At 71.6% G+C, this 25,212-nt stretch carries 19 protein-coding genes; 6 read left to right on the top strand and 13 right to left on the bottom strand.

Annotated features, from left to right (window positions below; genetic code table 11):
- Nucleotides 1-171: 171 nt before the first annotated feature.
- A complete protein-coding gene (locus tag AB0J21_RS14875) occupies nucleotides 172-1,530 on the top strand; it encodes a citrate synthase (RefSeq protein WP_363146337.1) in 1,359 nt (452 codons plus the stop codon).
- Nucleotides 1,531-1,711: 181 nt separating this feature from the next.
- Here the strand turns inward: AB0J21_RS14875 and AB0J21_RS14870 are convergent, their stop codons facing one another.
- Nucleotides 1,712-2,743: a LacI family DNA-binding transcriptional regulator gene (locus AB0J21_RS14870; protein WP_363146336.1), complete on the bottom strand. Its 1,032-nt coding sequence runs from the start codon at nucleotides 2,741-2,743 to the stop codon at nucleotides 1,712-1,714.
- 291 nt (nucleotides 2,744-3,034) lie between these two features.
- Between AB0J21_RS14870 and AB0J21_RS14865 the strand changes: the two genes are divergently transcribed.
- Nucleotides 3,035-3,973: a sucrase ferredoxin gene (locus AB0J21_RS14865; protein WP_363146335.1), complete on the top strand. Its 939-nt coding sequence runs from the start codon at nucleotides 3,035-3,037 to the stop codon at nucleotides 3,971-3,973.
- A gap of 96 nt (nucleotides 3,974-4,069) precedes the next feature.
- Here AB0J21_RS14865 and AB0J21_RS14860 read toward each other — a convergent pair whose 3' ends face one another.
- From AB0J21_RS14860 to AB0J21_RS14835, 6 genes are all read right to left on the bottom strand, one after another.
- Nucleotides 4,070-5,662 (bottom strand): cation acetate symporter, encoded by a 1,593-nt coding sequence (locus AB0J21_RS14860; protein ID WP_363146334.1) that lies wholly within the window; start codon nucleotides 5,660-5,662, stop codon nucleotides 4,070-4,072.
- Nucleotides 5,659-6,135 carry a DUF485 domain-containing protein gene (locus AB0J21_RS14855; protein ID WP_363146332.1) on the bottom strand — a complete coding sequence of 159 codons (477 nt, stop codon included), beginning with the start codon at nucleotides 6,133-6,135 and terminating at the stop codon, nucleotides 5,659-5,661. The genes AB0J21_RS14860 and AB0J21_RS14855 overlap by 4 nt, the downstream gene beginning before the upstream one ends.
- 94 nt (nucleotides 6,136-6,229) lie before the next feature.
- Nucleotides 6,230-6,988, bottom strand: coding sequence for a response regulator transcription factor (locus AB0J21_RS14850; protein ID WP_363146331.1), 759 nt, complete (start codon nucleotides 6,986-6,988; stop codon nucleotides 6,230-6,232).
- Entirely contained in the window at nucleotides 6,985-8,163 is a 1,179-nt protein-coding gene (locus AB0J21_RS14845) for a histidine kinase (protein WP_363146330.1), read from the bottom strand. The genes AB0J21_RS14850 and AB0J21_RS14845 overlap by 4 nt, the downstream gene beginning before the upstream one ends.
- Entirely contained in the window at nucleotides 8,160-8,675 is a 516-nt protein-coding gene (locus AB0J21_RS14840; RefSeq protein ID WP_363146329.1) for a DUF1453 domain-containing protein, read from the bottom strand. The genes AB0J21_RS14845 and AB0J21_RS14840 overlap by 4 nt, the downstream gene beginning before the upstream one ends.
- A gap of 461 nt (nucleotides 8,676-9,136) precedes the next feature.
- Entirely contained in the window at nucleotides 9,137-11,257 is a 2,121-nt protein-coding gene (locus AB0J21_RS14835) for a DNA topoisomerase IV subunit B (protein ID WP_363146328.1), read from the bottom strand.
- A 445-nt stretch (nucleotides 11,258-11,702) separates the two neighbouring features.
- Between AB0J21_RS14835 and AB0J21_RS14830 the strand changes: the two genes are divergently transcribed.
- Nucleotides 11,703-11,930, top strand: coding sequence for a hypothetical protein (locus tag AB0J21_RS14830; RefSeq protein ID WP_363146327.1), 228 nt, complete (start codon nucleotides 11,703-11,705; stop codon nucleotides 11,928-11,930).
- A gap of 203 nt (nucleotides 11,931-12,133) precedes the next feature.
- Here the strand turns inward: AB0J21_RS14830 and AB0J21_RS14825 are convergent, their stop codons facing one another.
- Nucleotides 12,134-12,967 carry a serine protease gene (locus tag AB0J21_RS14825; RefSeq protein WP_363146326.1) on the bottom strand — a complete coding sequence of 278 codons (834 nt, stop codon included), beginning with the start codon at nucleotides 12,965-12,967 and terminating at the stop codon, nucleotides 12,134-12,136.
- A 210-nt stretch (nucleotides 12,968-13,177) separates the two neighbouring features.
- Complete coding sequence (locus AB0J21_RS14820) at nucleotides 13,178-14,725, bottom strand: RNA polymerase sigma factor (RefSeq protein WP_363146325.1); 1,548 nt, start codon at nucleotides 14,723-14,725, stop codon at nucleotides 13,178-13,180.
- Between AB0J21_RS14820 and AB0J21_RS14815 the strand changes: the two genes are divergently transcribed.
- Entirely contained in the window at nucleotides 14,667-14,807 is a 141-nt protein-coding gene (locus AB0J21_RS14815) for a hypothetical protein (protein WP_363146741.1), read from the top strand. The genes AB0J21_RS14820 and AB0J21_RS14815 overlap by 59 nt on opposite strands.
- 416 nt (nucleotides 14,808-15,223) lie before the next feature.
- Here the strand turns inward: AB0J21_RS14815 and AB0J21_RS14810 are convergent, their stop codons facing one another.
- The 4 genes from AB0J21_RS14810 to AB0J21_RS14795 form a co-directional block, all read right to left on the bottom strand.
- Nucleotides 15,224-16,162, bottom strand: a complete 939-nt coding sequence (locus AB0J21_RS14810; RefSeq protein WP_363146324.1) for a FadR/GntR family transcriptional regulator — start codon at nucleotides 16,160-16,162, stop codon at nucleotides 15,224-15,226.
- A 288-nt stretch (nucleotides 16,163-16,450) separates the two neighbouring features.
- Nucleotides 16,451-17,224 (bottom strand): NUDIX domain-containing protein, encoded by a 774-nt coding sequence (locus AB0J21_RS14805; RefSeq protein ID WP_363146322.1) that lies wholly within the window; start codon nucleotides 17,222-17,224, stop codon nucleotides 16,451-16,453.
- A gap of 83 nt (nucleotides 17,225-17,307) precedes the next feature.
- Nucleotides 17,308-19,224 carry a glycogen debranching N-terminal domain-containing protein gene (locus AB0J21_RS14800; RefSeq protein ID WP_363146321.1) on the bottom strand — a complete coding sequence of 639 codons (1,917 nt, stop codon included), beginning with the start codon at nucleotides 19,222-19,224 and terminating at the stop codon, nucleotides 17,308-17,310.
- Between the two features lie 482 nt (nucleotides 19,225-19,706).
- Nucleotides 19,707-21,938: a DUF4192 family protein gene (locus AB0J21_RS14795; protein WP_363146319.1), complete on the bottom strand. Its 2,232-nt coding sequence runs from the start codon at nucleotides 21,936-21,938 to the stop codon at nucleotides 19,707-19,709.
- Nucleotides 21,939-22,110: 172 nt separating this feature from the next.
- Between AB0J21_RS14795 and AB0J21_RS14790 the strand changes: the two genes are divergently transcribed.
- Together AB0J21_RS14790 and AB0J21_RS14785 are read left to right on the top strand one after the other, a co-directional pair.
- Nucleotides 22,111-24,273, top strand: a complete 2,163-nt coding sequence (locus tag AB0J21_RS14790; RefSeq protein ID WP_363146318.1) for a RecQ family ATP-dependent DNA helicase — start codon at nucleotides 22,111-22,113, stop codon at nucleotides 24,271-24,273.
- Nucleotides 24,274-24,516: 243 nt separating this feature from the next.
- Complete coding sequence (locus tag AB0J21_RS14785) at nucleotides 24,517-25,173, top strand: hypothetical protein (protein WP_363146317.1); 657 nt, start codon at nucleotides 24,517-24,519, stop codon at nucleotides 25,171-25,173.
- The last annotated feature ends 39 nt before the right edge of the window (nucleotides 25,174-25,212 follow it).

Genomic DNA, 25,212 nt, shown 5'->3' with positions numbered 1-25,212 from the left:
GGATGGCCGGACACAGTGCGGCCACCCTCGACGGCCCGCCGAGTTCCGGGGACTCGATCAAGCAGGCCGGGAAAGCGGAAGTGGTGGAGGACGAACCTGACACGATCGACCGTGCATCATTGATCGATCATTAGTCAATGTTGATCGAATCAATATTGATAGCCTGGCCGCATGATCTCAGACGGGCCCGAGGACCAACGGCCGACGACGGCGAACGGGCGGCTCACGGCAACGGACGGACGACTCACGACGCGGGAGACCGCCGCCCGGCTCGGCGTGAAGCCCGCGACGGTCTACGCGTACGTGAGCCGGGGCCAGCTCACCCGCCTGCGGGGCCCGGGCGGCCGGGGCAGCACCTTCGACCCGGTGGAGGTGGACGCCCTGGCGGCCCGGTCCCGCCGCGAGGCGGCCACACCCGAAGGCGCCCTCGGCCGGTTGCGGACGGGGATCACGCTTCTCACTGAGGACGCCTGCTGCTACCGGGGCGTCGACAGCCGGGCGCTCGCCGGGCGGTACGGGTACGAGGAGGTCGCCGACTGGCTGTGGACCGGCGAGCTGCGGCCCGGTCTCCGGTTCCCCGCCCCTCCCCGCCTCCTGGCGGAGGCCCGCCGGTCCGTCGAGGCGCTGTCGGCGCACGCCGGGCCGACCGACCGGCTCCGGGCGGCGGTGGTCGCCGCGGGCGCGGCCGATCCCCTGCGCTTCCACCTGTCCCCCTCCGACGTGACCGGCACGGCACGCGAGCTGCTCGCCACCCTCGTGGACGTACTGCCGCTCCGTGGCCGCGAAAGGCCCGATCCGCAGGACGAACGAGGCGGTGAGGCCCGCAAACGCGGGAGCGACAGCCGCCCGGCCGCCGAGGCGGCCACGACCGGCACCGCGCCCGCTCCCCTCGCCGAGCGCCTGTGGACGCGGCTCACGGACCGGGAGCCCGATCCTGCGGGCGTCCGGGCGCTGGACACCGCTCTCGTGCTGCTGCTCGACCACGACCTGGCCGCCTCGACCCTGGCGGCCCGGGTCGCCGCCTCCGCACGCGCCCACCCCTACGCGGTGGTCTCGGCCGGGCTCGGCGCCCTGGACAGCCCGCTGCACGGCGCGGCGAGCGGCCTCGCGCACCGGATGCTGAGAGAGGTACTCGACCGGGGCGAGGCCGCGCCGGTCGTCGCCGGCCACCTGAGGGCCGGTCAGCAGGTCCCGGGCCTCGGGCACCGGCTCTACCGCGTCGGGGACCCCCGCGCGCAGGCCCTGTTCACCGCCCTGGCCCCGCTGCCGTACGCGCACGCGGCGCTGGAGGCGGCCCGCGCGGTGTCGCGGACGGCGGCGACCGAGGCCAACGTGGACCTGGCGCTCGCCGTCCTCTCCGTCGCCACGGGGATGCCGGCCGACGCCGGGGAGACCGTCTTCGCCGTGGCCCGCACGGGCGGCTGGATCGCCCACGCCCTGGAGGAGTACGCGGAGGCTCCGCTGCGGCTGCGGCCCCGGGGCACGTACACGGGGCCGGAGGCGGGTCAGCCGGTGCCGGAGCCGCGATGACCGTTCCCGTGGCGTCGGCCGGACCATGAGACGCGGCAGGATCGCAAAAATCCGCCAAGAAACGCAAAGAACGGACAACGGCGGAGCAGAGACGGACGGCCAGGACGCGGGACCGACGGCTCCGGCGGATCATCACCAGCCGTGCGGCTCCCTCGACCGACCGCGGCGGGGCTTCCGGCTGTTACGCGGAGGCCGTCCCCTCGGCGTACCGGGGGGCCTGGCCGGTGGAGCCGCGGACGACGAGTTCCGGTTCGAAGAGCAGTTCCTCGGAGGCGGCCGCACCGCCGCCGATCTGGACCGCGAGCAGGTCCACGGCCGCCCGCCCCATCGCCTCGATCGGCTGCCGCACCGTCGTGAGCGGCGGCTCGGTGCAGTTCATGAACGCCGAGTCGTCGAAGCCGACCACGGACACGTCCCCCGGAACCGAGAGCCCGCGCCGCTTCGCCGCCCTGACCACGCCGAGGGCGTACGGATCGCTCGCGCACACGAACCCGGTCACGCCCTGGTCGAGCAGCCGGGCCGCCGCGGCCTGACCGCCCTCCAGGGAGTACATCGCCCGCACCACACGGGAGTCGGGGAGTTCGCCTCCCGAGGCGGCCACCACGGCGCGAGCGGCGGCCAGCTTGCGCTGCGAGGGGATGTGGTCGGCGGGGCCGAGCACCAGACCGATGCGTTCGTGTCCGAGTGAGGCCAGATGCCGCCACGCCTGTTCGACGGCCACCGCGTCGTCGCAGGACACCCCGGGGAAGCCGAGCTGTTCTATGGCGGCGTTGATCAGCACCACCGGAATCCGGCGCTCCGCCAGGCGGCGGTAGTGGTCGTGCGGCGCCTCGGCCTGGGCGTAGAGCCCGCCGGCGAAGACCACCCCGGAGACCTGCTGCTGGAGCAGGAGATCCACGTAGTCGGCCTCCGACACCCCGCCCTTGGTCTGGGTGCACAGCACCGGGGTCAGCCCCTGCTGCGCCAGCGCTCCCCCGATGACCTCGGCGAACGCCGGGAAGATCGGGTTCTGCAGTTCCGGCAGGACCAGCCCGACCAGGCGGGCGCGTTCGCCGCGCAGCTGGGTGGGGCGCTCGTAGCCGAGGACGTCGAGCGCGGAGAGCACGGCCTGCCGGGTGCTCTCCGAGACCCCGGGCTTGCCGTTGAGGACCCGGCTGACCGTGGCCTCGCTGACTCCGACCTTCTGGGCCACTTGGGCGAGTCGACGCGTCATGTCTGCAAGATTAGCGCAAGGGGTGCAAGCGGCTTGCGATCCTCCGGAAATCCGCTGCCTGCCCGGTGTTCCGCAGCGCCCTCCCGCGAAGCGCATGGAACCCTCTCGGCGCGTACGAGGCCCCCTGACGTGTCCACGGCCGCCGTCAAGGAGTGGGCGCACGTCCCGGCCGGTGCCGTCGGCGCGGGCGCACGTCCCGGCCGGTGCAGTCGGCGCCGATCGGGCCGGTCCCGTCCCGGCCGGACCAACTCGCCCAAGCCCGCCGTTTCCGCTGCGGTTAGGCTCACCTGTGTGAGTACCTGCACCTCCGTCTCGCGGACCCTGGCCGAGCCGCTCGCCGGGACCGCGGCCACCGCCCGTACCTGGCTCCTGGTGGAACAGCCGGGCCCCTGGGGTGCCAAGGCGCTGACCGCCAGCCGCCTCGACCCCGGACTCGGGCGGGCCCTGGAGGAAGCGGCCAAGGGCACCGGCGTACGCGTGGCCCTGATCCGTCGTCCCGGGCGCAACGACCCGGCGGCAGCCCCGGCTCGACGTCGCGTCTACGCGGCGCACACGGTGCCCGGCCGGGCCTGGCTGCACACGGCGCTCGTGACCGATCCGGAACGCCTGCGCGCCCTCGACCTGGAGGCGCTGGGCGCGGGCGCCCCCGACTCCTTCGACACGGTGCTGCACGGCGCGCCGCACACCGGTGGCCCGCTCGTCTGCGTGTGCGCCAACGGCAAACGCGACCAGTGCTGCGCCCTTCTGGGACGCCCGCTGGCCGCCGACCTCGCGGCCCGGGGCACCGAGGACGTCTGGGAGACCACCCATCTGGGAGGCCACCGGTTCTCCCCCACCCTGCTCGTCCTGCCCCACGGGTACGCGTACGGGCGGGCGGACACCGCCTCGGTGCGCGCCGTGCTCGACGCGGCACGGTCCGGCCGCGTCCTGACGGACGGCTGCCGGGGTCTTTCCGCCTGGGAGCGGCCGGGCCAGGCCGCCGAACTCGCGGTGCGCGAGGCGAGTGGGGAGGACCGGGCCGGAGTGCTCAGCGTGGCCTCCGCCCCACCCGGTGAGGACCCGGCCCTGCACCACTTCACCGTCCGGCACGTGGACGGCGGGAGCTGGCACGTGGAGGTCGCACAGAGTATGCCGGGCCCCCCGCGCCCCGAGAGCTGCGGCGCCGCGCTCGGCACGCCGGCGCGCATGGAGGTCAGAAGCGTCACCCCGCAACCGCCGACCGCTGTGTAGGGCCCGGCCGGGCCTCGGCACACGTACGGCCGCCGGGCCACCAGGGCTCGGAGGGCTGGAACCGGTGCCGTACCTGCTGCTGGGACCACGGGGCGCTCAGACGGCGCCCGCCCCGGTGAGGGAACGCACCTCCGCCTCGGCGTGCTTCGTCTCGTCGGCGGTCTCCCGGGAGGTGACCGTGCCGAGCCAGCCCAGGAGGAACCCGAGCGGAATGGACACCAGTCCCGGGTTCTCCAAGGGGAACCAGTGGAAGTCGACGCCCGTCACGATGGCGCCGGGGCCGCCGGAGACCACGGGCGAGAAGACCACCAGCACGAGAGCCGGGATCAGCCCGCCGTAGACCGACCACACCGCGCCCCGCAGGGTGAAGCGACGCCAGAACAGCGAGTACAACAGCACCGGCAGATTGGCCGAAGCCGCCACGGCGAAGGCGAGACCCACCAGGAAGGCGACGTTGAGGTCACTGACCAGCAGGCTGAGCCCGATGGCGAGCACCCCGATGCCGACAGCCGCCCACCGTGCCACGGAGACCTCGCTGCGCCGGGTGCGCCCCGGTCGCCGCAGCGTCGCGTACAGGTCGTGGGCCACGGAGGCCGAGGAGGCCAGGGTGATGCCCGCGACCACCGCCAGGATCGTCGCGAAGGCCACGGCGGCGACCACGGCGAAGAGAACGGCGCCTCCGGTGGAGCCCGCACCGCCGCCGAGGTCGAGGGCAAGGAGCGGGATCGCCGTGTTGCCCGCCGCGTTGGAGCCGCGCACCGCGTCCGAGCCGACGATCGCGGCGGCCCCGAAGCCCAGCACGATCGTCATGAGGTAGAAGGCGCCGATGAGGCCGATCGACCAGACGACCGAGCGCCGGGCCGCCCGCGCCGTCGGTACGGTGTAGAAGCGCGACAGGATGTGCGGCAGGCCCGCCGTGCCCAGGACGAGCGCGAGCCCGAGGCTGACGAAGTCGAACCGCGCCGTCCAGGAACCGCCGTACTTGAGACCGGGGTTCAGGAAGTCGAGGCCGTGCCCACTGCGTTCGGCGGCCGATTTCAGCAGCAGGTTGACGTCCCCGTGGAAGCGGACCAGGACGAGAACGGTGAGCGCGAGAGCCCCGGCCATCAGCAGGACCGCCTTGACGATCTGGATCCAGGTCGTGGCCCGCATCCCGCCCATCGACACGTAGACGACCATGAGGGCGCCGACCCCGACAACCGTCCACGTCCGGGCCGCCGGTCCCGTCCCGCCGAGGAGCAGGGCGACCAGCGACCCGGCCCCCACCATCTGCGCGACCAGGTACAGCACCGAGACCGTGACCGAGGCGGTACCCGTGGCGATCCGCAGCCTCGGCTCACCCATCCGCGCCGCGACGACGTCCGCGAGGGTGAACCGGCCGCAGTTGCGGACCAGTTCGGCCACCAGCAGCAGGACGACCAGCCAGGCGACCAGGAAGCCCACCGAGTAGAGCAGGCCGTCGTAGCCGAACAGCGCGATGAGCCCGGCGATACCGAGGAAGGAGGCCGCGGACATGTAGTCGCCCGCGATGGCGAAACCATTCTCCATCGGGGAGAAGAGACGGCCGCCGGCATAGAACTCCTCGGCCGAGCCGTGCCGGTTGCGGCTCACCCAGGTGGTGATGGCGAGGGTGACGGCGACGAACGCGCTGAACAGCAGCAGCGCCAGCGTCTGGTGGTTGCCGCTCAAGGCCGCGCTCCCCGGGTCATTTCCTGTGTGTCCCAACGCAGTTCGAGCGCCGCGCGGTCCCTGCGCAGCCGGGCGTGCCGGGCATAGGCCCAGGTGAGCAGGAAAGTGGTGAGGAACTGGGCCAGCCCGGCGATCATCGCCACGTTGACCACTCCGGCCACCGGCCGGGCCATGAGGGCGGGCGCCATGGTGGCGGCGATGACATAGGCCACGTACCAGGTGAAGAAGGCCGCGCCGGCAGGCAGTACGAAGCGACGGTAACGGCGGCGCACCTCCTGGAAGGCGGCGCTGCGCTGGACCTCCAGGTAGATGTCGGCTGCGCGCGGGCCCGGCTCCGGCTCGGTGGCGGGCGCCGGAAGGGTGGGCACGGGCGCTCCGCTGCCGTCCCCTTCGCCCCAGCCGGAGGCGAGGGGGTCGCGCCAGGGGTCGTCGAGCCGGACCTGCCCGGCATCGGGACCGTCGTACTTCTTCACCGAACTCTCCTTGTCCGCGGTGAGATTGACCGCGCGCACAAGGATGGGCAGAAGGGGAAGATCCCCGACTCTTCACCCCAGGAACTTCACCCCTTCAGGTGATAGGCGGCCCTGGTGGCGTAACTATGCCGTGCTGATAGGCGTATCGGACGGCCTGGGCACGGTCCTTGAGACCCGCCTTCGCGAAGAGGTTGTTGATGTGGGTCTTCACGGTGGCCGCCGAGATGTGGAGGACGGAGGCGATCTCCTGGTTGGTCATGCCCTGACCGATCAGGGCCAGCACCTCCGTCTCGCGCGCCGTGAGTCCGTCCGGTGGCTCAGCCGCACGGGGCCCCTCGCCGCCGAACCCCTGCCCCTGCGGCTCCGACCCGGCGAGTCTCCGGGGGATCCCGGTGCCTTCGGTTACTCCGCCCGTAGCGCCGGTTCCACCTGCTCCGGACAAGCGGTCGAGCAGACGCCGCTGGATGGCCGGGGCGAGTCCGGCGGCTCCGGACATCACGTCCTCGACGGCGCGGACGATCTCTTCACCGCTGACATCCTTGGTGAGGTACCCCCGGGCACCTGCCTGGATCGCGGGGAAGAGGTCCTCGTCGTCCGCGTAGGTCGTGAGGACGACGACCTGGGTGCCCGGATACTGGTCCCGGACGCGACGGGTGGCCTCCACGCCGTCGCACCGCGGCATCCGCAGGTCCATGAGCACGACATCGGGAGCGAGTTCGGCGACGAGCCGGACAGCTTCCTCACCGTCCTTCGCCGCACCCACCACCTCGATCCCGGGCAGCAGACCGAGCAGCATGACGATGCCCTCACGCACCACGGACTGGTCGTCCGCCACCACCACACGCGCCGTCACGCCGGCACCCGCAGTCTCACCACGAACCCTCCCTCGCCCTCTCCCGGCGGCCCCGCCGTCAGTGCCCCGCCCAGCAACTCCGCCCTTTCCCGCATCCCCCGCAAACCGTATCCCGCACCGCTGCCCGCCAGTTCGGGCCGGGTCCCATTGGCGGGGCCGTTGTGCACCTCCAGCTCACAGACACCGGACAGGTAACTGAACCGGACCAGCACTTCGGCACCCGGGGCGTGCTTGCGCACGTTCGTCAACGCCTCCTGCGCGACGCGGCGCACGGTCTGCCCCGCCTCCGCCGACAGTGGCCGGGGATCGCCGTGGATCTCCAGGCGCGCGCCCTCCGTGTGCGCCAGGTCCTGGAGCACCTCGGCCACAGGGGCCATGTCGCCGCGCAGAGCGGACAGCGCCTGCCGGGTCTCGGCGAGACCGTCCTTGGCCATCCCTCTGGCAGCCACCACCCGCTCCAGGATCGTGGCCCGGTCGGCCCCCTGCTCGATCTGGAGGCGGGCGGCCTCCAGATGCACGAGCTGGGCCGAGAGGCTGTGGGCGAGCACGTCGTGGATCTCCCGCGCGATACGCGCCCGCTCCATGAGCGCCGCCGACTCCGCCCGGGCCGCGTGGGCCGCCCTTTCCTGGACCAGAAGACGCTGCGCGCCTCCGCGAGCCTCCGCGTCCAGCCGCAGCACGAACCCGGCCAGGGCGAGCCCCGCGCAGGTCGCCAGCGTCGCCAGCCAGTTCCCGTCGGCGAACAGTGCGTACGAGCCGAGCCCTCCGACGGCGAACGGTGCTCCCCAGGCCAAGGGCAGCCGCTCCAGTCCTATGACTGCCACCCCGCACCACATGACGAAGGAGAGGGTCGACCAGCCCAGCAGGAAGCTGAGGTACCCGCAGGCCAGGGCAGTGAGCAGGGCTCCCGTCGCGCCGAGAAGCCCACGGCGCCGGGTCGTCCGGAAGAAGTGGCGCACCGCCAGGACGCCGACCAGCACCGCGAGCAGGCCGCCGAGGAGGCTGAGGACCCCGGCCCGGGGGTGTTTGTGGAGGCTTCCCCACAGCAGAAGCAGCAGGAGAAAGAGACGCACTCCCCGGGTGGAGGCGGTCCTGGCCCTGCTCTGCACCGGCTTCCTGCTTTCCCGGGCGAGCGCTTCCCAGGAGGGCCAGGCGGTCCAGACGTCCTTGGTCACACACGGTCCTTCCACACCGACGGAGCCACCGCGGCGGCAGGGTCACCGTATGCCGGAGCAAGGAGTGCCGCGCGCCGGGACAGGACCGCGCCGCGAGCGAGCAGGGTGACGGCGAGGGCGAGGAGCAGAGTGGAGCTGTCCTGATGCAGGCCCAGCACCTCTCCAACTCCGAAAAGGGCTGCCCGGACCAGAATGCCCCCACCCCAGACGCCCGCGGAAGCGCTGGTGCCCTTCGCCCAGATCGTGCCGTCCTCGTCCGCCCAGACACGTGAGGTCCAGGCCCAGCCGGCGCCTATGCCGAGTCCCACCACCACCTCGGTCGCGAGCAGGGCGAGGGAAGCGCTCTCGTGGTGCGCGTCGACGAGGCCGGGTTTCCGCAGAGCGAGAAACGCGAGGACGACGGGCACGATCCACCACCGGCTCCCTCCCCCGACGGGCTGGGCGCGTAGAAGCCGCGTGGCGACGAGGACGACGGCCACGCCGACCAGCAGGATCTCGGTGAGCCCTGACATGAACTGCCTCCGCAGGTCGAAAGTGTTTGACGCCTTCGAAGCTACGGAGAATCGGGCCGGCGGACATCGGAGCACGGGTGGATCGCGGGTGGATTCCCCGTCTCCACCCTGGGGTGGAGAACCCCGAGAGCAGAACCCCGAGAGCGCCCCGGGAAGGCCTAGGAAGGCTCAAAAGACAAGGCTCTCCGAGCGGATCCGGACGAAATGCCCACGCCCTGCCTCGTTCCGCCGCTCAGGAGGCCGCGATGCGGCCCGGGCCACCCGCCGCGACCGCCGAACCGCTGCACGCACGCGGCGCATACGCAGAGGTCAGGAGGTCAGGCGGTCAGGCGGTCAGGCGGTCAGGCGGTCAGGCGGTCAGGCGGTCAGGCGGTCAGGCGGTCAGCGAGCAACACCGCATCGGCAGCGAGGCCTGGCGGCACGTAGGCGCACCACGGTACGGGCAGGGCGCCCGCGCCGTCTCAGGCGTCGATGCGCGAACGGTCCAGGGTCGCCGCCGAGCTGGTGATGAACTCCTTGCGCGGGGCCACCTCATTGCCCATGAGCAGGTCGAACACCTGCTCGGCCGAGTCCAGGTCGGTCATGTTGATCCGGCGCAGGGTGCGGTGACGCGGGTCCATCGTGGTCTCCGCGAGCTGGTCGGCGTCCATCTCCCCCAGGCCCTTGTAGCGCTGAATGGAGTCCTTGTAGCGGACGTTCTTGCGCTCGAACTCCAGCAGCGTCTCGCGCAGCTCCCGGTCGGAGTACGTGTAGACGTACTTCTCCTGCCCCTTCTTCGGCTGGGTCAGCTCGATGCGGTGCAGCGGCGGGACGGCAGCGAAGACCCGTCCGGCCTCGACCATGGGCCGCATGTACCGCTGGAAGAGGGTCAGCAACAGGCAGCGGATGTGCGCACCGTCCACATCGGCGTCGACGAGCAGGATGATCTTCCCGTAGCGGGCGGCGGCGATGTCGAAGGTCCGGCCCGAACCCGCCCCTATGACCTGGATGATCGCTCCGCACTCGGCGTTCTTGAGCATGTCCGAGACCGAGGACTTCTGCACATTGAGGATCTTGCCCCGGATCGGCAGCAGCGCCTGGAACTCGGAGTTGCGAGCGAGCTTCGCCGTGCCGAGCGCGGAGTCCCCCTCGACGATGAACAGCTCGCTGCGGTCCACTTCGTCGCTGCGGCAGTCGGCGAGCTTGGCGGGCAGGGAGGAGGACTCCAGCGCCGTCTTGCGCCGCTGGGCCTCCTTGTGCTGGCGGGCCGCGATGCGCGTGCGGGCAGCGGCGACGGCCTTGTCGAGCACTGCTCTGGCCTGGGCCTTGGCGTCCCTCTTGGTCGAGGTCAGGAACGCCTTGAGCTCCTTGGAGACGACGTTGGCCACGATCCGGTTGGCCGCCGAGGTGCCCAGCACCTCCTTGGTCTGCCCTTCGAACTGCGGCTCGGCCAGCCGGACGGTCACGACAGCCGTCATGCCCTCCAGGGCGTCGTCCTTGACGATGTCGTCCTCCGCCACACGCAGGAGCTTGGTGCTACGCAGGACCTCGTTGACCGTGCGGGTGACGGCCCGCTCGAAGCCCGAGACGTGGGTGCCGCCCTTGGGGGTGGCGATGATGTTGACGAAGGAGCGCAGCGTCGTGTCGTAGCCGGTGCCCCAGCGCAGGGCGATGTCGACGCCCAGATCCCGGGTGACCTCGGTGGGAGTCATCTGCCCCACCTCGTCGAGCACCGGCACCGTCTCCTTGAACGAGCCCTGACCGCTCAGCCGCACGACGTCGCACACCGGCTTGTCGTGGGCCAGGTACTCGCAGAACTCGCTGATGCCCCCGTCGAAGCGGAAGGACTCCTCCCCCTTGCTGCCGCCCTCCCCGAGGCCGTACTCGTCGCGGACGACGAGCGTGAGCCCGGGGACGAGGAACGCGGTCTGGCGGGCACGCTGGTGCAGGAAGTCCAGGGAGAGCTTGGCGTCCTTGAGGAAGATCTGCCGGTCCGCCCAGTAACGGATACGCGTACCGGTGCGGCCCTTCGGCACGCGCTTGCCCTTGCGCAGCCCGACGGAGGGGCGGAACGCGGCGTCGGGGCCCTCGCCGTCGAACTGGCCGGGGGTACCACGCCGGAAGCTGACCGAGTGGACGGTGTTGCGGTCCACCTCGACGTCGAGCCGGGCGGAGAGCGCGTTCACCACCGAGGCCCCGACACCGTGCAGACCGCCGGAGGCGGCGTAGGAGCCCCCACCGAACTTGCCGCCGGCGTGCAGTTTGGTCATGACGACCTCGACGCCGGACAGTCCGGTCTTCGGTTCGACGTCGACGGGGATGCCGCGCCCGTTGTCGCGGACCTCGACCGAGCCGTCCTCGTGGAGGATGACCTCGATGTGGTCGCAGTACCCGCCCAGGGCCTCGTCGACGGAGTTGTCGATGATCTCCCACAGGCAGTGCATGAGGCCGCGGCTGTCGGTCGACCCGATGTACATGCCAGGGCGCTTGCGAACTGCTTCGAGCCCCTCCAGGACGAGCAGGTGCCGCGCGGTGTAATTGGAGTCGTCGCGGTCTGCTCCTGCCAGCAGAGCTGTCGACGACACGGACGTCTCGGCGGTCACGCGGTTCGCTCCTCGCTGAATTTCTTGTGGGGCCTGAGAGCCCCCGGGCCCGGATCGGGTTGCCGCTCAGAGGGTACCGAGGCCAGGTAGAGCCGTTGTTACGCCACCCTCGCTTCAAACCCACCCTAGTGCAAAATCACACAGGCGTTCGAACATCGGGGGCGGTGCCTCCAATGTCACGTTCCCTTTCGCGCATGAACCATTTAGGCTCCGGGCACGTCCTCATGAACAACCGGCAAGCCAGCCGGGAGGACCACCCGACCCTGCACATCACGCGAAACCGTAAAGCACGCACGCTGTAATACGGCACATTCGCCGCCAACCGGCAACGGACAGCCCCCTCGTAAAGAACTTTTTTCGAGGAAAGGCCACGAGCGGGAACGTTTTGGGCCTGGTTGGATGTTGACCCTGGTACGACAGCTCGTCGAGCTAGAGAAGAGGCGACGTGACTACTGTTCTGACACCCGCGAGCCAGCTGACGGCCGCTGACCGCTGCGACCGGTGCGGCGCCCAGGCCTATCTGCGCGTTGTCCTGATCAGCGGCGGTGAACTGCTCTTCTGCGCCCACCACGGACGCAAGTTCGAGCCGGAACTCAAGAAGATCGCCGCTGAGATACAGGACGAGACGGAGCGGCTGACCGCTCCGAGCCCCGTAAGTGACGAGGACCGCTGACGCCTCGCACCCCTACGACGAGCCGGCACCGGTGAGACACCGGAAAGCGGGCGCCGCTCCCGATCCGTGGGCGCGGCGCCCGCTTTCGCTTGCTCGCCCTTCCTCCGCCCCTCCTTCCGGGGGAGCTGCCCCGTAGGGGCCCGCAACCACCAGAGGGCGGGTGCGAGGCGTGTGGAGGGCCTGAGAGGGCTCTGGCGAGCTTCTCAGTGCTCCCGCAGGCCCTCGGTGTCGGCGACACCGGAGATGCGGGTGTAGACGCCCGGGCTGCCCGCCTGGGCGCAGCCGCTGCCCCAGGAGACGAGGCCGATGAGCTTCCCCGCGGCGACCAGCGGACCTCCGCTGTCGCCCTGGCAGGCGTCCCGCCCTCCCTCCTTCTCCCCCGCGCACAGCATCGTCGCGGGCTGGTACGCGCCGTCCTTGTTGCCGGGATACGCCCGTGCGCAGTCGGTGTCGGGCAGCACGCTCACCGTGGCCGCGCGCAGCGTACGGGAGTAGGCGCCCGCCCCCGTCGTGTCTCCCCAGCCGTACACCTCCGCCTTGGTGCCGGGCTCATAGGCCGGGTCACCCGCCTGGGCCAGCGGCAGTACGTCGCTCTGTGGCAGAGCCTTGTCCAGGGTGAGGGTCGCGACGTCCCCGGCGTTGCTGCCCGGCTCGTACCCGGGGTTGATCCAGGTGTCCGCGATCGTGGCCTCGGTGCCACCCCGAGCCCCCAGATCGTCCCGCCCCACGAGCACCCGTAGATCACGCACTTGGTCCAGTGGAGCGCCCAGCACCCGGTTGCTGAGGCAGTGCGCCGCGGTGGCGACGGTCCTGGGGCCGATCAGCACGGCCCCGCAGTACTGGCCGGAACGCTCGGAGCCGAAGCGCTCGCGGCTCGCGAGGGCCACCACCCACGGATGGTCGCTCACGCTCACGGGCCGGCCGCCGACGACCACTCCGTCGGCCGATGCGGGCGCGGCGGCGAGGACGGGGACCAGTGCGGAGGCGGTGGCGAGAGCTCCTGCGCACAGCCGGGAGCGGAGGCTGCGAAGCGGCATGGATGTGCTCCTTCACTCAGAGTGTCGGTCTCCCACTCAGAGTCGTTCAGCGCGCAGTCACCCGCACGCCCAGACGGCGGCGGGCGCCCAGTCGGCGCAACCGGACACAGGAAGGGCCCGCCCCTCGACGGGGCGGGCCCTTCCCTCGGGCTCGAAACGAGCGGCCGCAGCGGGAGCCGGATGAGTCCAGGTACCGCGGCGGGAGCCGGATCAGTCCAGGTAGTCGCGCAGCACCTGGGACCGGGACGGGTGACGCAGCTTGGACATGGTCTTCGACTCGATCTGGCGGATGCGCTCACGCGTCACGCCGTAGACCTTGCCGATCTCGTCGAGGGTCTTCGGCTGACCGTCGGTGAGACCGAAACGCATGGAGACCACGCCCGCCTCACGCTCGGAGAGCGTGTCGAGCACGGAGTGCAGCTGCTCCTGGAGCAGGGTGAAGCTGACCGCGTCCGCCGGGACGACCGCCTCGGAGTCCTCGATGAGGTCACCGAACTCGCTGTCCCCGTCCTCACCGAGCGGGGTGTGCAGCGAGATGGGCTCGCGGCCGTACTTCTGGACCTCGATGACCTTCTCCGGGGTCATGTCGAGTTCCTTGGCCAGTTCCTCCGGGGTGGGCTCGCGGCCCAGGTCCTGGAGCATCTGCCGCTGCACACGGGCGAGCTTGTTGATGACCTCGACCATGTGCACCGGGATACGGATCGTGCGGGCCTGGTCCGCCATGGCACGGGTGATCGCCTGCCGGATCCACCAGGTCGCGTACGTCGAGAACTTGTAGCCCTTGGTGTAGTCGAACTTCTCGACCGCGCGGATCAGACCGAGGTTGCCCTCCTGGATCAGGTCCAGGAACAGCATGCCGCGGCCCGTGTAGCGCTTGGCCAGCGAGACCACGAGCCGGAGGTTGGCCTCCAGCAGGTGGTTCTTGGCCCGCCGGCCGTCCTCGGCGATGATCTCCAGCTCGCGCTGGAGCTTCGGGGCCAGCTTGTCGCTGCCCGCGAGCTTGTCCTCGGCGAAGAGACCGGCCTCGATGCGCTTGGCCAGCTCGACCTCCTGCTCCGCGTTGAGGAGCGGGACCTTGCCGATCTGCTTGAGGTAGTCCTTGACCGGGTCGGCGGTGGCGCCGGCCGCCGCGACCTGCTGCGCGGGGGCGTCGTCCTCGTCGTCGTCGGACAGGACGAATCCCTGGCTCTCGCCGCCGGTGCCCTCGGCGCCTTCCTCGGGCTTGCCCGCGGGACCGGTCTCCTCGGTCTCCTCGTCGACCAGGTCGTCGGCGCCCTTCTTGCCCGCCGCCTTCTTGGCCGCGGTCTTCTTCACCGCGGTCTTCTTGGCGGTGGCCTTGCGGGCCGTGGTCTTCTTGGCGGCGGTCTTCTTGTCCGCCTCGTCGTCCTCGCCGAGAAGCTCGGTCGCGGGGGCCGACGAGACCGCTGCGGCTGTGGTCGTCTTCTTCACCGTGGCGGTCTTCGCCGCGACGGTCTTGCTGGCGGTGCGCTTGACCGGGCTCTTCGCCGCGACGCTCTTACGCGTGCGCTTCGGCTCCGCGGCACTGACCATCAGCGTCACACCCTCTTCCTCGAGGATCTGATTGAGGCTGCGCAGAACGTTCTTCCACTGAGTGGCCGGAATCTGGTCAGCTTCGAAGGCCCGACGCACATCGTCACCGGCGATCTGCCCATTAGCCTTTCCCCGCTCGATGAGCGCCATGACAGACTCGGACTCGGCGATCTCCGGCGGGAGCGTACGGGATGTGCTGGCCGACACGAACAACCTCTCGGAACGTTGGAAAACGGCTTCCGGCCCCGTCCTGGACGGACCGGAGCCGACGACCGTCGGCTGGGGATGACCGACGACGCGGGCGGGTGTCGCAGGGGATCACAGCGCCGGACATGGCTGCCGTATTCCCTTCTCGACTCTCACCTCTTAGGTCATCGCACTGTTCCCCCGAGCGTTACGCGCAATCTGCGTGGCCCGAGTCACACCCCGAAAAGACGCGAGAGAAGACGTATCCGAGCATACGCGGACAGATCACGGAACGACGTGGTCGTCCGCAGGCCCCAGGACGCTCACGATCGCTCGTCCGGATGAGCGCACGCCCGGCGCACTGGCCGGTTCGCGCACGCCCTGCCCGTGCGACTCCCACGCCGTGCGCCGCGCTGCACCGCGCCCGCGTTCCCCGCGGCCCCGGCCCGTGCCCGGCGGGAGCGAACCGGGGGCAGCCGCGTGACCCGCACCCGGTGCCCGACGCGGGGGCACCCGCGGTCAGTGCTCGCGGGGCGCGGGCACCACGCGCTCCACCTCGGGGTGCACGGTGAGCAGCTGGCGCATGGCCGACTCCGCCCCCGCCTCGTCCCCCGAGGCCAGCGCGTCGACGATCCTGGCGTGGTGGGCGACCGCGGCCTCCGTGGGGCGCTCACAGCCGTTGGCCGGCCCTCCGGAGACCTGCAGGGCCGCCGCGACGATGCCCGAGAGATGCTCCAGCATGCGGTTGCCCGCGACCTGGATGAGCAGGGAGTGGAACTCGGAGTCGGCGCGGGAGAAGGTGATGCCGTCCCCCTGAGCGAGGGCGTGGCCCATGATCTCCACCATGTCGACCAGCCGCTGCTGGACGTCCTCGCGGCCGTGCCCCGCGGCGAGGCGCGCGGCCAGCGGTTCGATGGTCCAGCGCAACTCGTTCAGCTCCCTGCGCTGGTCGTCACGCTGCGGCCCGAAAGCACGCCATTCGATGATGTCGGGGTCCAGCAGATTCCAGTCACTCACCGGTCGCACCCGGGTCCCGACGTTCGGGCGGGCACTGACCAGACCCTTCGCCTCCAACACCCGCAGAGACTCACGTACGACGGTGCGGGAGACCTCGAAACGCTGCCCGATCTCCTCGGGCACGAGCGGACGATCCGCTCCCAGGTCTCCGGAGACGATCATCTGGCCGAGCTGCTGGACGAGTTGGCCGTGCAGTCCGCGGCCCCGGCTGCCGCCTGCCCGGCGTGACACCCTCCCTAGATCTGGTTCCGCGGCACTCCAGGAGGAAGGAGCCATCCGGCCCTGGGGGGTTTCCGCGTAGGGGTAGCGATCGATATCGCCCGAGCCGGCGAGACCGGAGTCGGTGGGGCGGGCGGTGGTCATCATGGTGTGCGCAACGGTACTCACGGAACCTTTGTCGGCGTCCCTCCCAACACCCTTGAGGTCTTTGGTGAAAAGCACACGAAAGGGTGATCGCCTACTTGTAGAGAATTGACGCCTTATCGGAAATACCCGGACGCCGCAGGGGTAGTTGTGCACATTTACCAGTCGAAAGAGATCGCGCCCTCTCGACCGGCCGCACCTCCACCAGAAGCCGCCCGCCTTTCGGCCACCCCGTGACGAGCACGTCAACTCGCTTGCAAGGAAGGCCGATTCACGCACCGCCCCGCACGACCAGGGCGTACTGTCGCCGCCGGTTCCGGCTTCACAGAGGGGCGAACGAGACCCCCTTCCCCCTTCCGCGCATGATCAGACTTCGGGACGCAACATGGGCGGGTTGAGCAGAGTTGCCCCACCGGCCCTGAACAACTGTGCGGGCCTGCCGCCCTGGCGGGTGGTGGTGCCGCCCGTGGGAACGAGGAACCCAGGGGTACCGGTCACCTTGCGATGAAAGTTGCGGGGGTCGAGCACGACGTCCCACACCGCCTCGTAAACCCGGCGCAGTTCCCCCACGGTGAACTCGGGTGGGCAGAACGCTGTCGCCAGTGAGGAGTACTCGATCTTCGAGCGGGCGCGTTCCACCCCGTCCGACAGGATCACGGAGTGGTCGAAGGCGAGCGGAACCGCCTGTTCACTGCCACGTCCGCGCCCGTCCCGGTCCAGGAGTTCGTCCACCGGAGCCCACCGGGCCCCGCTGGCGTCCCCACCAGGCCGCGGGCTGGGCAGATCGGGAGCCAGGGCGAGGTGCGCGACGCTCACGACACGCATCCGCGGGTCACGGCCCGGGGCTCCGTACGTCGCGAGCTGTTCGAGGTGGGCTCCGCCGCCCTCGCGGTGCTCCACAACCCCTGAGTCGACGGCCTGGGCGCACAGGCCGGTTTCCTCGCCGAGCTCCCGGGCGGCCGCCTCCGCCAAGTCCTCGCCCTCTCGCACGAACCCCCCGGGCAGGGCCCACCGCCCCTGATAGGGCGGCTCCCCCCGGCGGACCACCAGCGCCCAGAGCCCCTGCCGTCGCACGGTCAGCACGACCAGATCGACGGTGACGGCGAAGGGCGGGAAAGCGGAGGGGTTGTAGGGAGGCATGGGACAGATCATAGTCGTCTGCCTGACGATAAACACTCCCTTCGAGAGAAGCCGCACGGTGGACCGGCACCGGTGCTCGCTGCTCAGGCCCCCAGCTGAAGGGCCGGGGACGCCTCCTCCACCATCGCGACCCCTAGGCGGCTGACCCGCACCGCGAAAGCGTGCTCGGCCACCACGAGCCCGGTGAGCCCGAGCTCGCCGAGCGGAGCGCCACGCAGGGGGCACAGCGTCACGGACCGGGCGGGGACGTCGGGCCGGAGGCCGGCGAGGGCGACGAGGAGGTGGACGGCGGCCGCCGCGGGAAGAGCCGCCGGGCGGCAGGCGGCGGGGTGCGGCCACGGCAGGGCGCCCTCGGTTCGCTGTTCACCGGCGTACATCTCCGGCAACCGGTAGTCGAAGGACTCCGCGGCCGAGAGCAACCCTCTCAACAGTCCGTGCGCCTCCTTGTCGTATCCGGCGGCCGCCAGTCCCGTGACCGCGACCGCCGTCTCGTGCACGCGGACGGCGCCGCCCCGGTGCCCGAAGGGGTTGTATCGCGGCTCCCTCGCCGCGAGGCTGCGCAGTCCCCAGCCCGAGTCCATGGCCGGGCCGCCCAGGAGCCGGGCGAGTTGTCCGGTCTGCACCCGGTCGAGCAGCCCGGGCGCGGGGCGGCCCAAGCCGAGCAGCCCGGTGTCCAGCAAGTGGGCGGCAGCGCCGCACAGGTGAGGGACCGGCCGGTCGTCGGCGAGGAGTGCCGCTACGGGCCGTCCTCCGCCACGGTCCTCATTCCAGAAACTGCCGCGGAAGAGGGGAGCGAAGTCGGTCGCCCAGGCGCGGAGTTCGACTGCCCCGGGGCGGTCGAAGGCTTCGAGCAGATCCGCGCCGAGCAGTGCGGCACGGTAGGCGTGGGCCTGGGTCTCCACTCGCGCCGCGCCACCGGTCTCCCGGTCGCGCAGGAAGGGATCGGCGCGTGTCTCCCGACGCAGCCAGGCCAGGCAGCCCTCAGCGGCCGGGAGCAGTTCGGTCACCTCTCGTTCGCCGAGCCCCCAGCGGCGGGCCTCGGCCAGCAGAACCGGAAACAGCAGCGTGGCCTCCACGCCGGTACTGCCGGGCGGCAGATGAGGGCCGGCATCGCGCGGCGGCCCCGGCAGGCTGCCTCGTCGGGGGCCACTGCCGTACTGGGTCCGCGCCAGCGTGCGCAGGGTCCCGTGGGCGAGGGCGGTACCGAGCGGCAGAGCCATCCGGGCCGCGGCGAGCGCGTCGGCAGGGGCGAGCCCGCAGCGCCATGGCGCCCCCGCCGCGAGATGGACCTGGGTGGGATGAGCGAGGTCGCGCAGCAGCAGGGCCCGGAGATCCGCCGTCGCGGCCGCGAGCAGGGCCTGCGCCCTCGGATCGTCTCCCGTCGCCACCGCTTCGCCGATCACCGCCCCGCCCGTCGCACGCACCGGTCCGGCGGCACCTGACCGCTCGTGTCGCAACCGGAGTTCGACGGTGCGGCTGCCGCCCGCCGGAATCTCCAGGTCCCAGCGCAGCAAGCCGGCGGCGGCGACCACGTCCTCGGCGGGCGGCGCGGCGGTGATCGCCACCGGTCCGTGCGGGGAGGACCAGCGCAGCCCCGTGCCGTGCACGGCCGCGGGCACCTCGGGAACGGGCCGGCCGGCCGCCACCGTGCCCAGATCCGCGAAGTCCGTGCCCAGTGAGATCTCCACCGATACGCGTACGGGGCGCAAGGCCGAGCTGCGCAGGGTGATCCGCTCCACCCCTTCGGCCTGCCGCAGCCGCTCCACAACGAGATCGGGATCGGGCCCCTGACCCGCCGACGACCTGAGAACGCCCACGAACCTGGCCCGGTCGGAACCTTCCATCCTCGCCTGGACCGGGAGAGGTTCGCGTCCCTCGACCCGCAGCCGGCAGCGCGACAGGAGGCGTCGGCCCGCGTGGTAGAAACCGTCGAGCCCCTGACCGGTGAGCTGTCCGTGCCGCGCCGAGATGGCGAGTGCGGGTAGGGCCACACACATCAACGCATCGTGCGTGGAAGGGAGTTCCGCGGTACGGCGAGGGAGGGGTGGAGCGGGTCTGGTGGGGCGACGAGACGATATGGCGGCCGGACGGTGGTCCCGGCCACCGGGCGGCTGTGCGGTCAAAGGCATACGGGGGTCTTCTTCCACGCTGCGGGCGGTGGGGTGCCGGGCGGCTGAACGAAGGCGAGCCGCCCGGCACTCGGATGAACGGCGCCGAAGGCGCGCGGGTCACGGCTGTCCGGCCGTCAACTGGGCCGGGGGCGTGGGAGATCGACGTTCTCGCAGCACCTCGCTGCCCCGCCTTCCCGGCCCCGGCGCTCTCCGGATTGGGTCGGTGCGGGCACGAGCTTTCCTCCGCGCCGGGCTGGTCACCGCCCATGACTCCCGCTGTCCGCCGCTCGGGAGGAGGCCCCGCCCAGTACCGCTCGGGAAGGGCTGTCTCCCGTCACCGCCCACGAGAGCGTCTCCGCCACTCGTGTTCCTCACTGCTCCCGCTCTTCACTGCTGGGGTTCTTCACTGCTCGGGCTTCTTCATCTGTTCGCGAGTGCCCGCCCCTTTCCGCGGACCGGGTCGGGGCGGCGGCACGAGGTGAGGGGGCCCGCGTCTGCTCCGCCTGCCGCCTGCCGCCGACACACTCGGCCTCGGCAGCGCTCGTCTGCGGGGCCGGGCGCTGACCAGGCGGCCGCGGGGAGTCCTCCTCGCGTGCGTCCGCCGTTTCGAGCGGGCCCTGTCCGTCGCCGAACGCGTCGGGCCCGTTCCGCACCGTCCGTCCGGGCTGCGGTCCGCGCTCGACGCTGTGCACGGGTGAGGCGGTGGCGTCCGGGGTTTCGGACGTCGCGGCGCCGGCGAGCCCGGCAGCGGCGGCGTCGCAGTCGACCACGCCACGACGGACGCTTCGGCTGCCGCGGGAACCGGCGCCCCCCGCTGCCCGCCCTCCGGCGCCGCTCGCCTGTCCTGTCCCGCGACCACGGTTGCCGCCGCGTACGCCCGGCACTCCGGACGTGTCACGGCCCCCTCCTGAGGGACGGCGTCCGTCGGGACGGCGGGCTGTCGCAGGAGTACCGGGCGGACGGGTCGACGCCGTGCGCCGGGCACCCCGGGCCGTGCCGGTCGCCCCAGCGCGTACACGCCCGCGGGCGCCGAGCGGTGCGGCTTTCCCCTCCGGGGCCACGTCGTGTGTGAACGCGGGCCGAGCCGCCGGGTCGGCGGCTACTCCAAGGCCGTCGGCCGACATGGCGACCGTCACCTCGCTGTGGGCCCGGCGGAGGTATCCACGGATCGCCTCCACGTCCACTCCCTGATCGCAGGCCTCGTCGAGGAGCGCGGCGAAGAGATAGCGCGGGTCGACCGCCAGGGCGAGGTGGAAGGCGACACGGCCCTCCGAGACGTCTCCCAGCGACCAGGCGACCCAGCCCGCCAGCGTCAGCGCGGCGGCCGCGTGCTCCGAGTAGGCGCCCACGCACCGGCGTGCCAGGGCCCGCCACAGACGCAGTGCCGCCGGGGCGGAAGGGCCCTCCATCCAGGCGGCTGCGCAATCACGGGTGACGCGGTCCTGCAGTCCGAGGACGAGGGCGGCGGCCTCGTCGTGGGCCAGGAGTTCGTCGTCGCGCAGATCGCTCTCCAGGAGGCCTTCCGCAGGCGGGGCGGCGTGGAAGCGGGCGATCAGGAGATCGGCGAGGCCGAGGGTCAACGACCGCACCTCGGCCTTCTCGTCCGCGCTGCCGACCAGTCGCGGCAGCAGGGCGGGGACGGCGGCGTCGAGAGCCTGCTCCTGGTCCCGGGCGGCGGCTGTCTCCCAGGGCCGCAGTCGCCTTTCGATCGCGCCGATCCCTCGCGGTGCCGGCCGTCCCGCGTACACACTCGCCGCAGCCAGGACCGAAGTGCCCACCGGGGCGAGCGGCTCACCTTCCGGAGGGCAGCACACGCCCTCGGGGCAGAGGTAGGACCAGTGGCGTCCGGCGGAGACGCAGAGGGCCTCGAAGACAGGTACGTCGAGCCGACCGCACGCGACGCGCAGCGCCTGGGCCAGTGGACGCAGGTACTCCATCGGCTCGCGCCCCGGACTGCTCCCGGCCGGCCCCCGGCTCGGCCGCGAAGGAGAGGGGGACCGTTGCGCCGGGACGGTGGGGTCGGGCTCCTGGTACAGGAGGACCAGAACGCGGTCAGGGCGTCCGGTCGGGTCCAGGACCCCGTCAGCAGCGTGAGGCCCCTTGGAGTTGGCGGAGTCGCGGCCGCTGCCCGAACGAGCGCGCCCGCCGGTATTGGTTTCCTTACAGGGGACAGAGGGGCCGCTCGTCGCCGCACACCCTGCGGACACCACGTCCGCCACGGGTGCGGTCGCGCCCTCCTTCGTGTCCCTGCGGGCCTTGCCGGCCGGGTGCGCCCGGCGTGAGGCCGCCCTCATCTCCTTTACGCGGGTGTCTCCCCCGGCGTGCGGGGCGATCGGTGGAACGGACGGGTCCTGGAAGCGGTCGAGGAGACTGGCCGCGATCTGCTCGGCGGCGGCCGGCCAGTCCTGCTCCGTGGCGGGGATACCCACGCGAACATACCGCCCCACCCTGCCCTGTTCGCCGTGCACGGCGAGCAGAACGATGCTGTTCTCGGGCACGTAGCCGAGCAGGTGAGGCAGCGCGTCGACGAGTTCCGTGCGGGCACGGGCAGAGACGGAGTGGCGGCCGATGGGGGCACCGCTGGAGTCGATGGGAGAAGTCATGCGGAGACTGTGCACCAGATTTCCGTTTTCCGTCCTTGCCTGTGGATAACTCCCTTTCCACCCTTTTCCACAGCCTCACTAACTCATGTGACGATATGCAACGAGGGTGGTTATCCACAGGCGGGACACGGCCTGTTCGCCCGATGTCGGTGCTATCGGGTTGCATGGAGGCATGAACGAACAAGACCTGCGGACCACCGCCGACTCCGTCCTCGCCCGGCTCGTCGGTGACCCCACCGGCCGGGCCAGGCTGCGCGAGGACCAGTGGCACGCCATCGAGGCGCTCGTCGCCCACCAGCGCAGGGCTCTCGTCGTTCAGCGCACCGGTTGGGGGAAGTCCGCCGTCTACTTCGTGGCCACGGCACTCATCCGGCAACGTGGCGGCGGCCCCACCGTCATCGTCTCCCCTCTGCTCGCCCTCATGCGCAACCAGGTCGAGGCAGCCGCGCGAGCAGGTATCAGCGCCCGGACGATCAACTCGTCGAACACCGAGGAGTGGGAGACGGTTCAGGAGGAGATCCAGGCCGGCACCGTCGACGTGCTCCTCGTGAGCCCGGAGCGGCTCAACAATCCGGACTTCCGGGACGGGGTTCTGCCACGCCTCGCCGCCGCCACCGGCCTGCTCGTGGTGGACGAGGCCCACTGCATCTCCGACTGGGGACACGACTTCCGTCCGGACTACCGCAGGCTGCGGACCATGCTGGCCGACCTGCCCGAGGGCGTTCCCGTACTGGCGACGACTGCCACGGCCAACGCCCGGGTCACCGCGGACGTGGCGGAACAGCTGGGAACGGGCGGCGGCACCGACGCCCTGGTCCTGCGCGGACCGCTGGACCGGGAGAGCCTGAGCCTCGGGGTGGTGCGGCTGCCGGACGCGGCCCACCGGCTGGCCTGGCTCGCCGACCACCTCGACGAACTGCCTGGTTCCGGCATCATCTACACACTCACCGTGGCCGCGGCCGAGGAGGTCACGGCCTTCCTCCGGCAGTGCGGGCACACCGTGGCCTCGTACACCGGCCGCACCGAGAACGCGGACCGCCAGCAGGCGGAGGAGGATCTGCTCGCCAACCGGGTCAAGGCCCTCGTGGCCACGTCCGCACTCGGCATGGGCTTCGACAAGCCGGATCTCGGCTTCGTGGTCCATCTCGGTTCCCCGTCTTCTCCCATCGCCTACTACCAGCAGGTGGGCCGGGCGGGGCGTGGTGTCGACCACGCGGAGGTACTGCTGCTGCCCGGCCGGGAGGACGAGGCGATCTGGGAGTACTTCGCGTCCTTGGCCTTTCCGCCGGAGGAGCAGGTCCGGCGCACTCTCCAGGTCCTCGCGGACGCCGGGCGCCCCCTGTCGCTGCCCGCCCTCGAACCCCTGGTGGAGCTGCGCAGGTCCCGGCTGGAAACGATGCTCAAGGTGCTCGACGTGGACGGCGCCGTACGCCGGGTCAGGGGGGGGTGGACAGCGACCGGCGCACCGTGGTCGTACGACACGGAGCGGTACGCCTGGGTGGCGAAGCAGCGTGCCGCCGAACAGCAGTCGATGCGGGAGTACGTCACCACGACCAACTGCCGGATGGAGTTCCTGCGCAGCGAACTGGACGACGAGGCCGCCGAACCCTGCGGGCGCTGCGACAACTGTGCCGGAGCGCGTTTCCCGGACACGGTCTCCCCGGCCGCACTCGACGCCGCACGGGGCGAACTGGGGCGGCCCGGGGTGGAGGTGGAGGCACGCCGGATGTGGCCCACCGGCCTCGCCTCGGTCGGCATGGATCTCAAGGGCCGCATCCCGGCAGGCGAGCAGGCTGCTTCGGGCCGCGCACTGGGCCGGCTTTCCGACATCGGCTGGGGCAATCGGCTGCGGCCTCTGCTCGCGCCCCAGTCGGGGGACGCCCCGGTGCCCGACGACGTACTGGGGGCGGTGGTCGAGGTCCTGGCCGACTGGTCGAAGGGGCCGGGGGGCTGGGCGCCGTCGGCACCACAGGCGGGCCCACGGCCGGTGGGCGTCGTGACGCTCCCCTCCAGCACCCGGCCGCGACTGGTCGCCTCACTCGGCGAGCGCATCGCGGAGATCGGACGAATGCTCCTGCTCGGCGGGCTGACCTACACCGAAGGGGCGGAGCCGGGACGGATCTCCCGCAGCAACAGCGCTCAGCGCCTGCGGGCGCTCGACGGTGCTCTCGCGGTGCCCGCACCGCTCGCCGAGGCACTCACCCGGCAGAGCGGCCCGGTGCTGCTCGTGGACGACTTCTCCGACAGCGGCTGGACTCTCGCGGTGGCGGCGCGTCTGCTTCGCCGGGCCGGGGCGGAAGGGGTGATGCCGCTGGTGCTCGCCGTGCAGGGCTGAGCCCGGGCGTCGCCGGTGGACACGGCGGTATCGCCATCCGGTCGCCGGGGCAGGGATATAGGGAATGCTTCGTCAGATATGGGTCGGCGGCGTCAATTGCTCGTTGCCGCAAGTCCGCGCGGGGGCAAGAATTGGTGTTCGCTCCCCACACGGTTTCCCGTGGTCCGGCAGGGCCGTGCTGCGGTGCACTCCCCTACGTCCCGATCCCGCCCGCAGTGTGGGCGCGCAGCCGAAGGGAGGATCGTGACCTTCGGATTCGCTCCGTCCTCGGCGTCGAAGAAGACGCCGTCCGCAGTCACGTCGACCGTCCGCCCGGTCCCGTTCCATCTCGCCGATTCCGCGGCGGGGGCCGGCCGGGTCCTTGAACCGGCCCAGTGGACCGCCGCGGGGATACCGCTGCTGCGCGATCCGCGTGATGTCGTCAGCGGGCTCTACTCCCGTCATCTTCCGACACCTTCGACGGCGGTGATCGCGGTCCTCGATCCGGACGAACGGCTCAGGGCGAGCGCGTCCTTCGTGCGTCGTCCCGCCCCGGCCGACGGATGGCTGCTGCGCAACGCGCTGCTCGCGCAGTTGCGCCGTGTCATCCCCCACGACCTGCGGTTGCGGACCCCGGTGCGTACTGCGGTGCTGCTGTACTGCCGGGCGGGCGAGAGCCGTTGGACGGAGGAGGACGGCGCCTGGATGTGGGGGCTGCGGGACGCCTGCACCCTGCACGGGCTGCGCTGCGGGGCGTACATCACGCTGACGGAGACGGGCTGGCAGGTGGCCGGAGAGGGCCGTGGCGGCCGGCGCCCTCATGTGGGTTCACCGCCCGGGGTCATCGGGGAGGCGGTTCCCGAGGGGCTCCGCTCAGCGGTGGGCGCCCCGGAGGCTCTGCGGCGCAGCGCGGCTCGCTGATCCGCGGCTCCCGCCGGCTGAACCCCGCCCGAGGGAGGG

Origin of the sequence: Streptomyces sp. NPDC049954 (assembly GCF_040656295.1) — a bacterium.
GTDB lineage: Bacteria > Actinomycetota > Actinomycetes > Streptomycetales > Streptomycetaceae > Streptomyces.
The sequence above is the reverse complement of the archived record's forward strand: the minus strand, read 5'-3'. Positions and strand labels throughout refer to the sequence as shown.

Excerpts from the sequence above, each read along its gene's own strand:
- AB0J21_RS14875 (WP_363146337.1), top strand. The coding sequence starts at position 172 with ATGATCTCAGACGGGCCCGAGGACCAACGGCCGACGACGGCGAACGGG.
- AB0J21_RS14870 (WP_363146336.1), bottom strand. The coding sequence starts at position 2,743 with ATGACGCGTCGACTCGCCCAAGTGGCCCAGAAGGTCGGAGTCAGCGAG.
- AB0J21_RS14840 (WP_363146329.1), bottom strand. The coding sequence starts at position 8,675 with ATGTCAGGGCTCACCGAGATCCTGCTGGTCGGCGTGGCCGTCGTCCTC.
- AB0J21_RS14825 (WP_363146326.1), bottom strand. The coding sequence starts at position 12,967 with ATGCCGCTTCGCAGCCTCCGCTCCCGGCTGTGCGCAGGAGCTCTCGCC.
- AB0J21_RS14815 (WP_363146741.1), top strand. The coding sequence starts at position 14,667 with ATGACAGACTCGGACTCGGCGATCTCCGGCGGGAGCGTACGGGATGTG.
- AB0J21_RS14805 (WP_363146322.1), bottom strand. The coding sequence starts at position 17,224 with ATGCCTCCCTACAACCCCTCCGCTTTCCCGCCCTTCGCCGTCACCGTC.
- AB0J21_RS14795 (WP_363146319.1), bottom strand. The coding sequence starts at position 21,938 with ATGACTTCTCCCATCGACTCCAGCGGTGCCCCCATCGGCCGCCACTCC.
- AB0J21_RS14790 (WP_363146318.1), top strand. The coding sequence starts at position 22,111 with ATGAACGAACAAGACCTGCGGACCACCGCCGACTCCGTCCTCGCCCGG.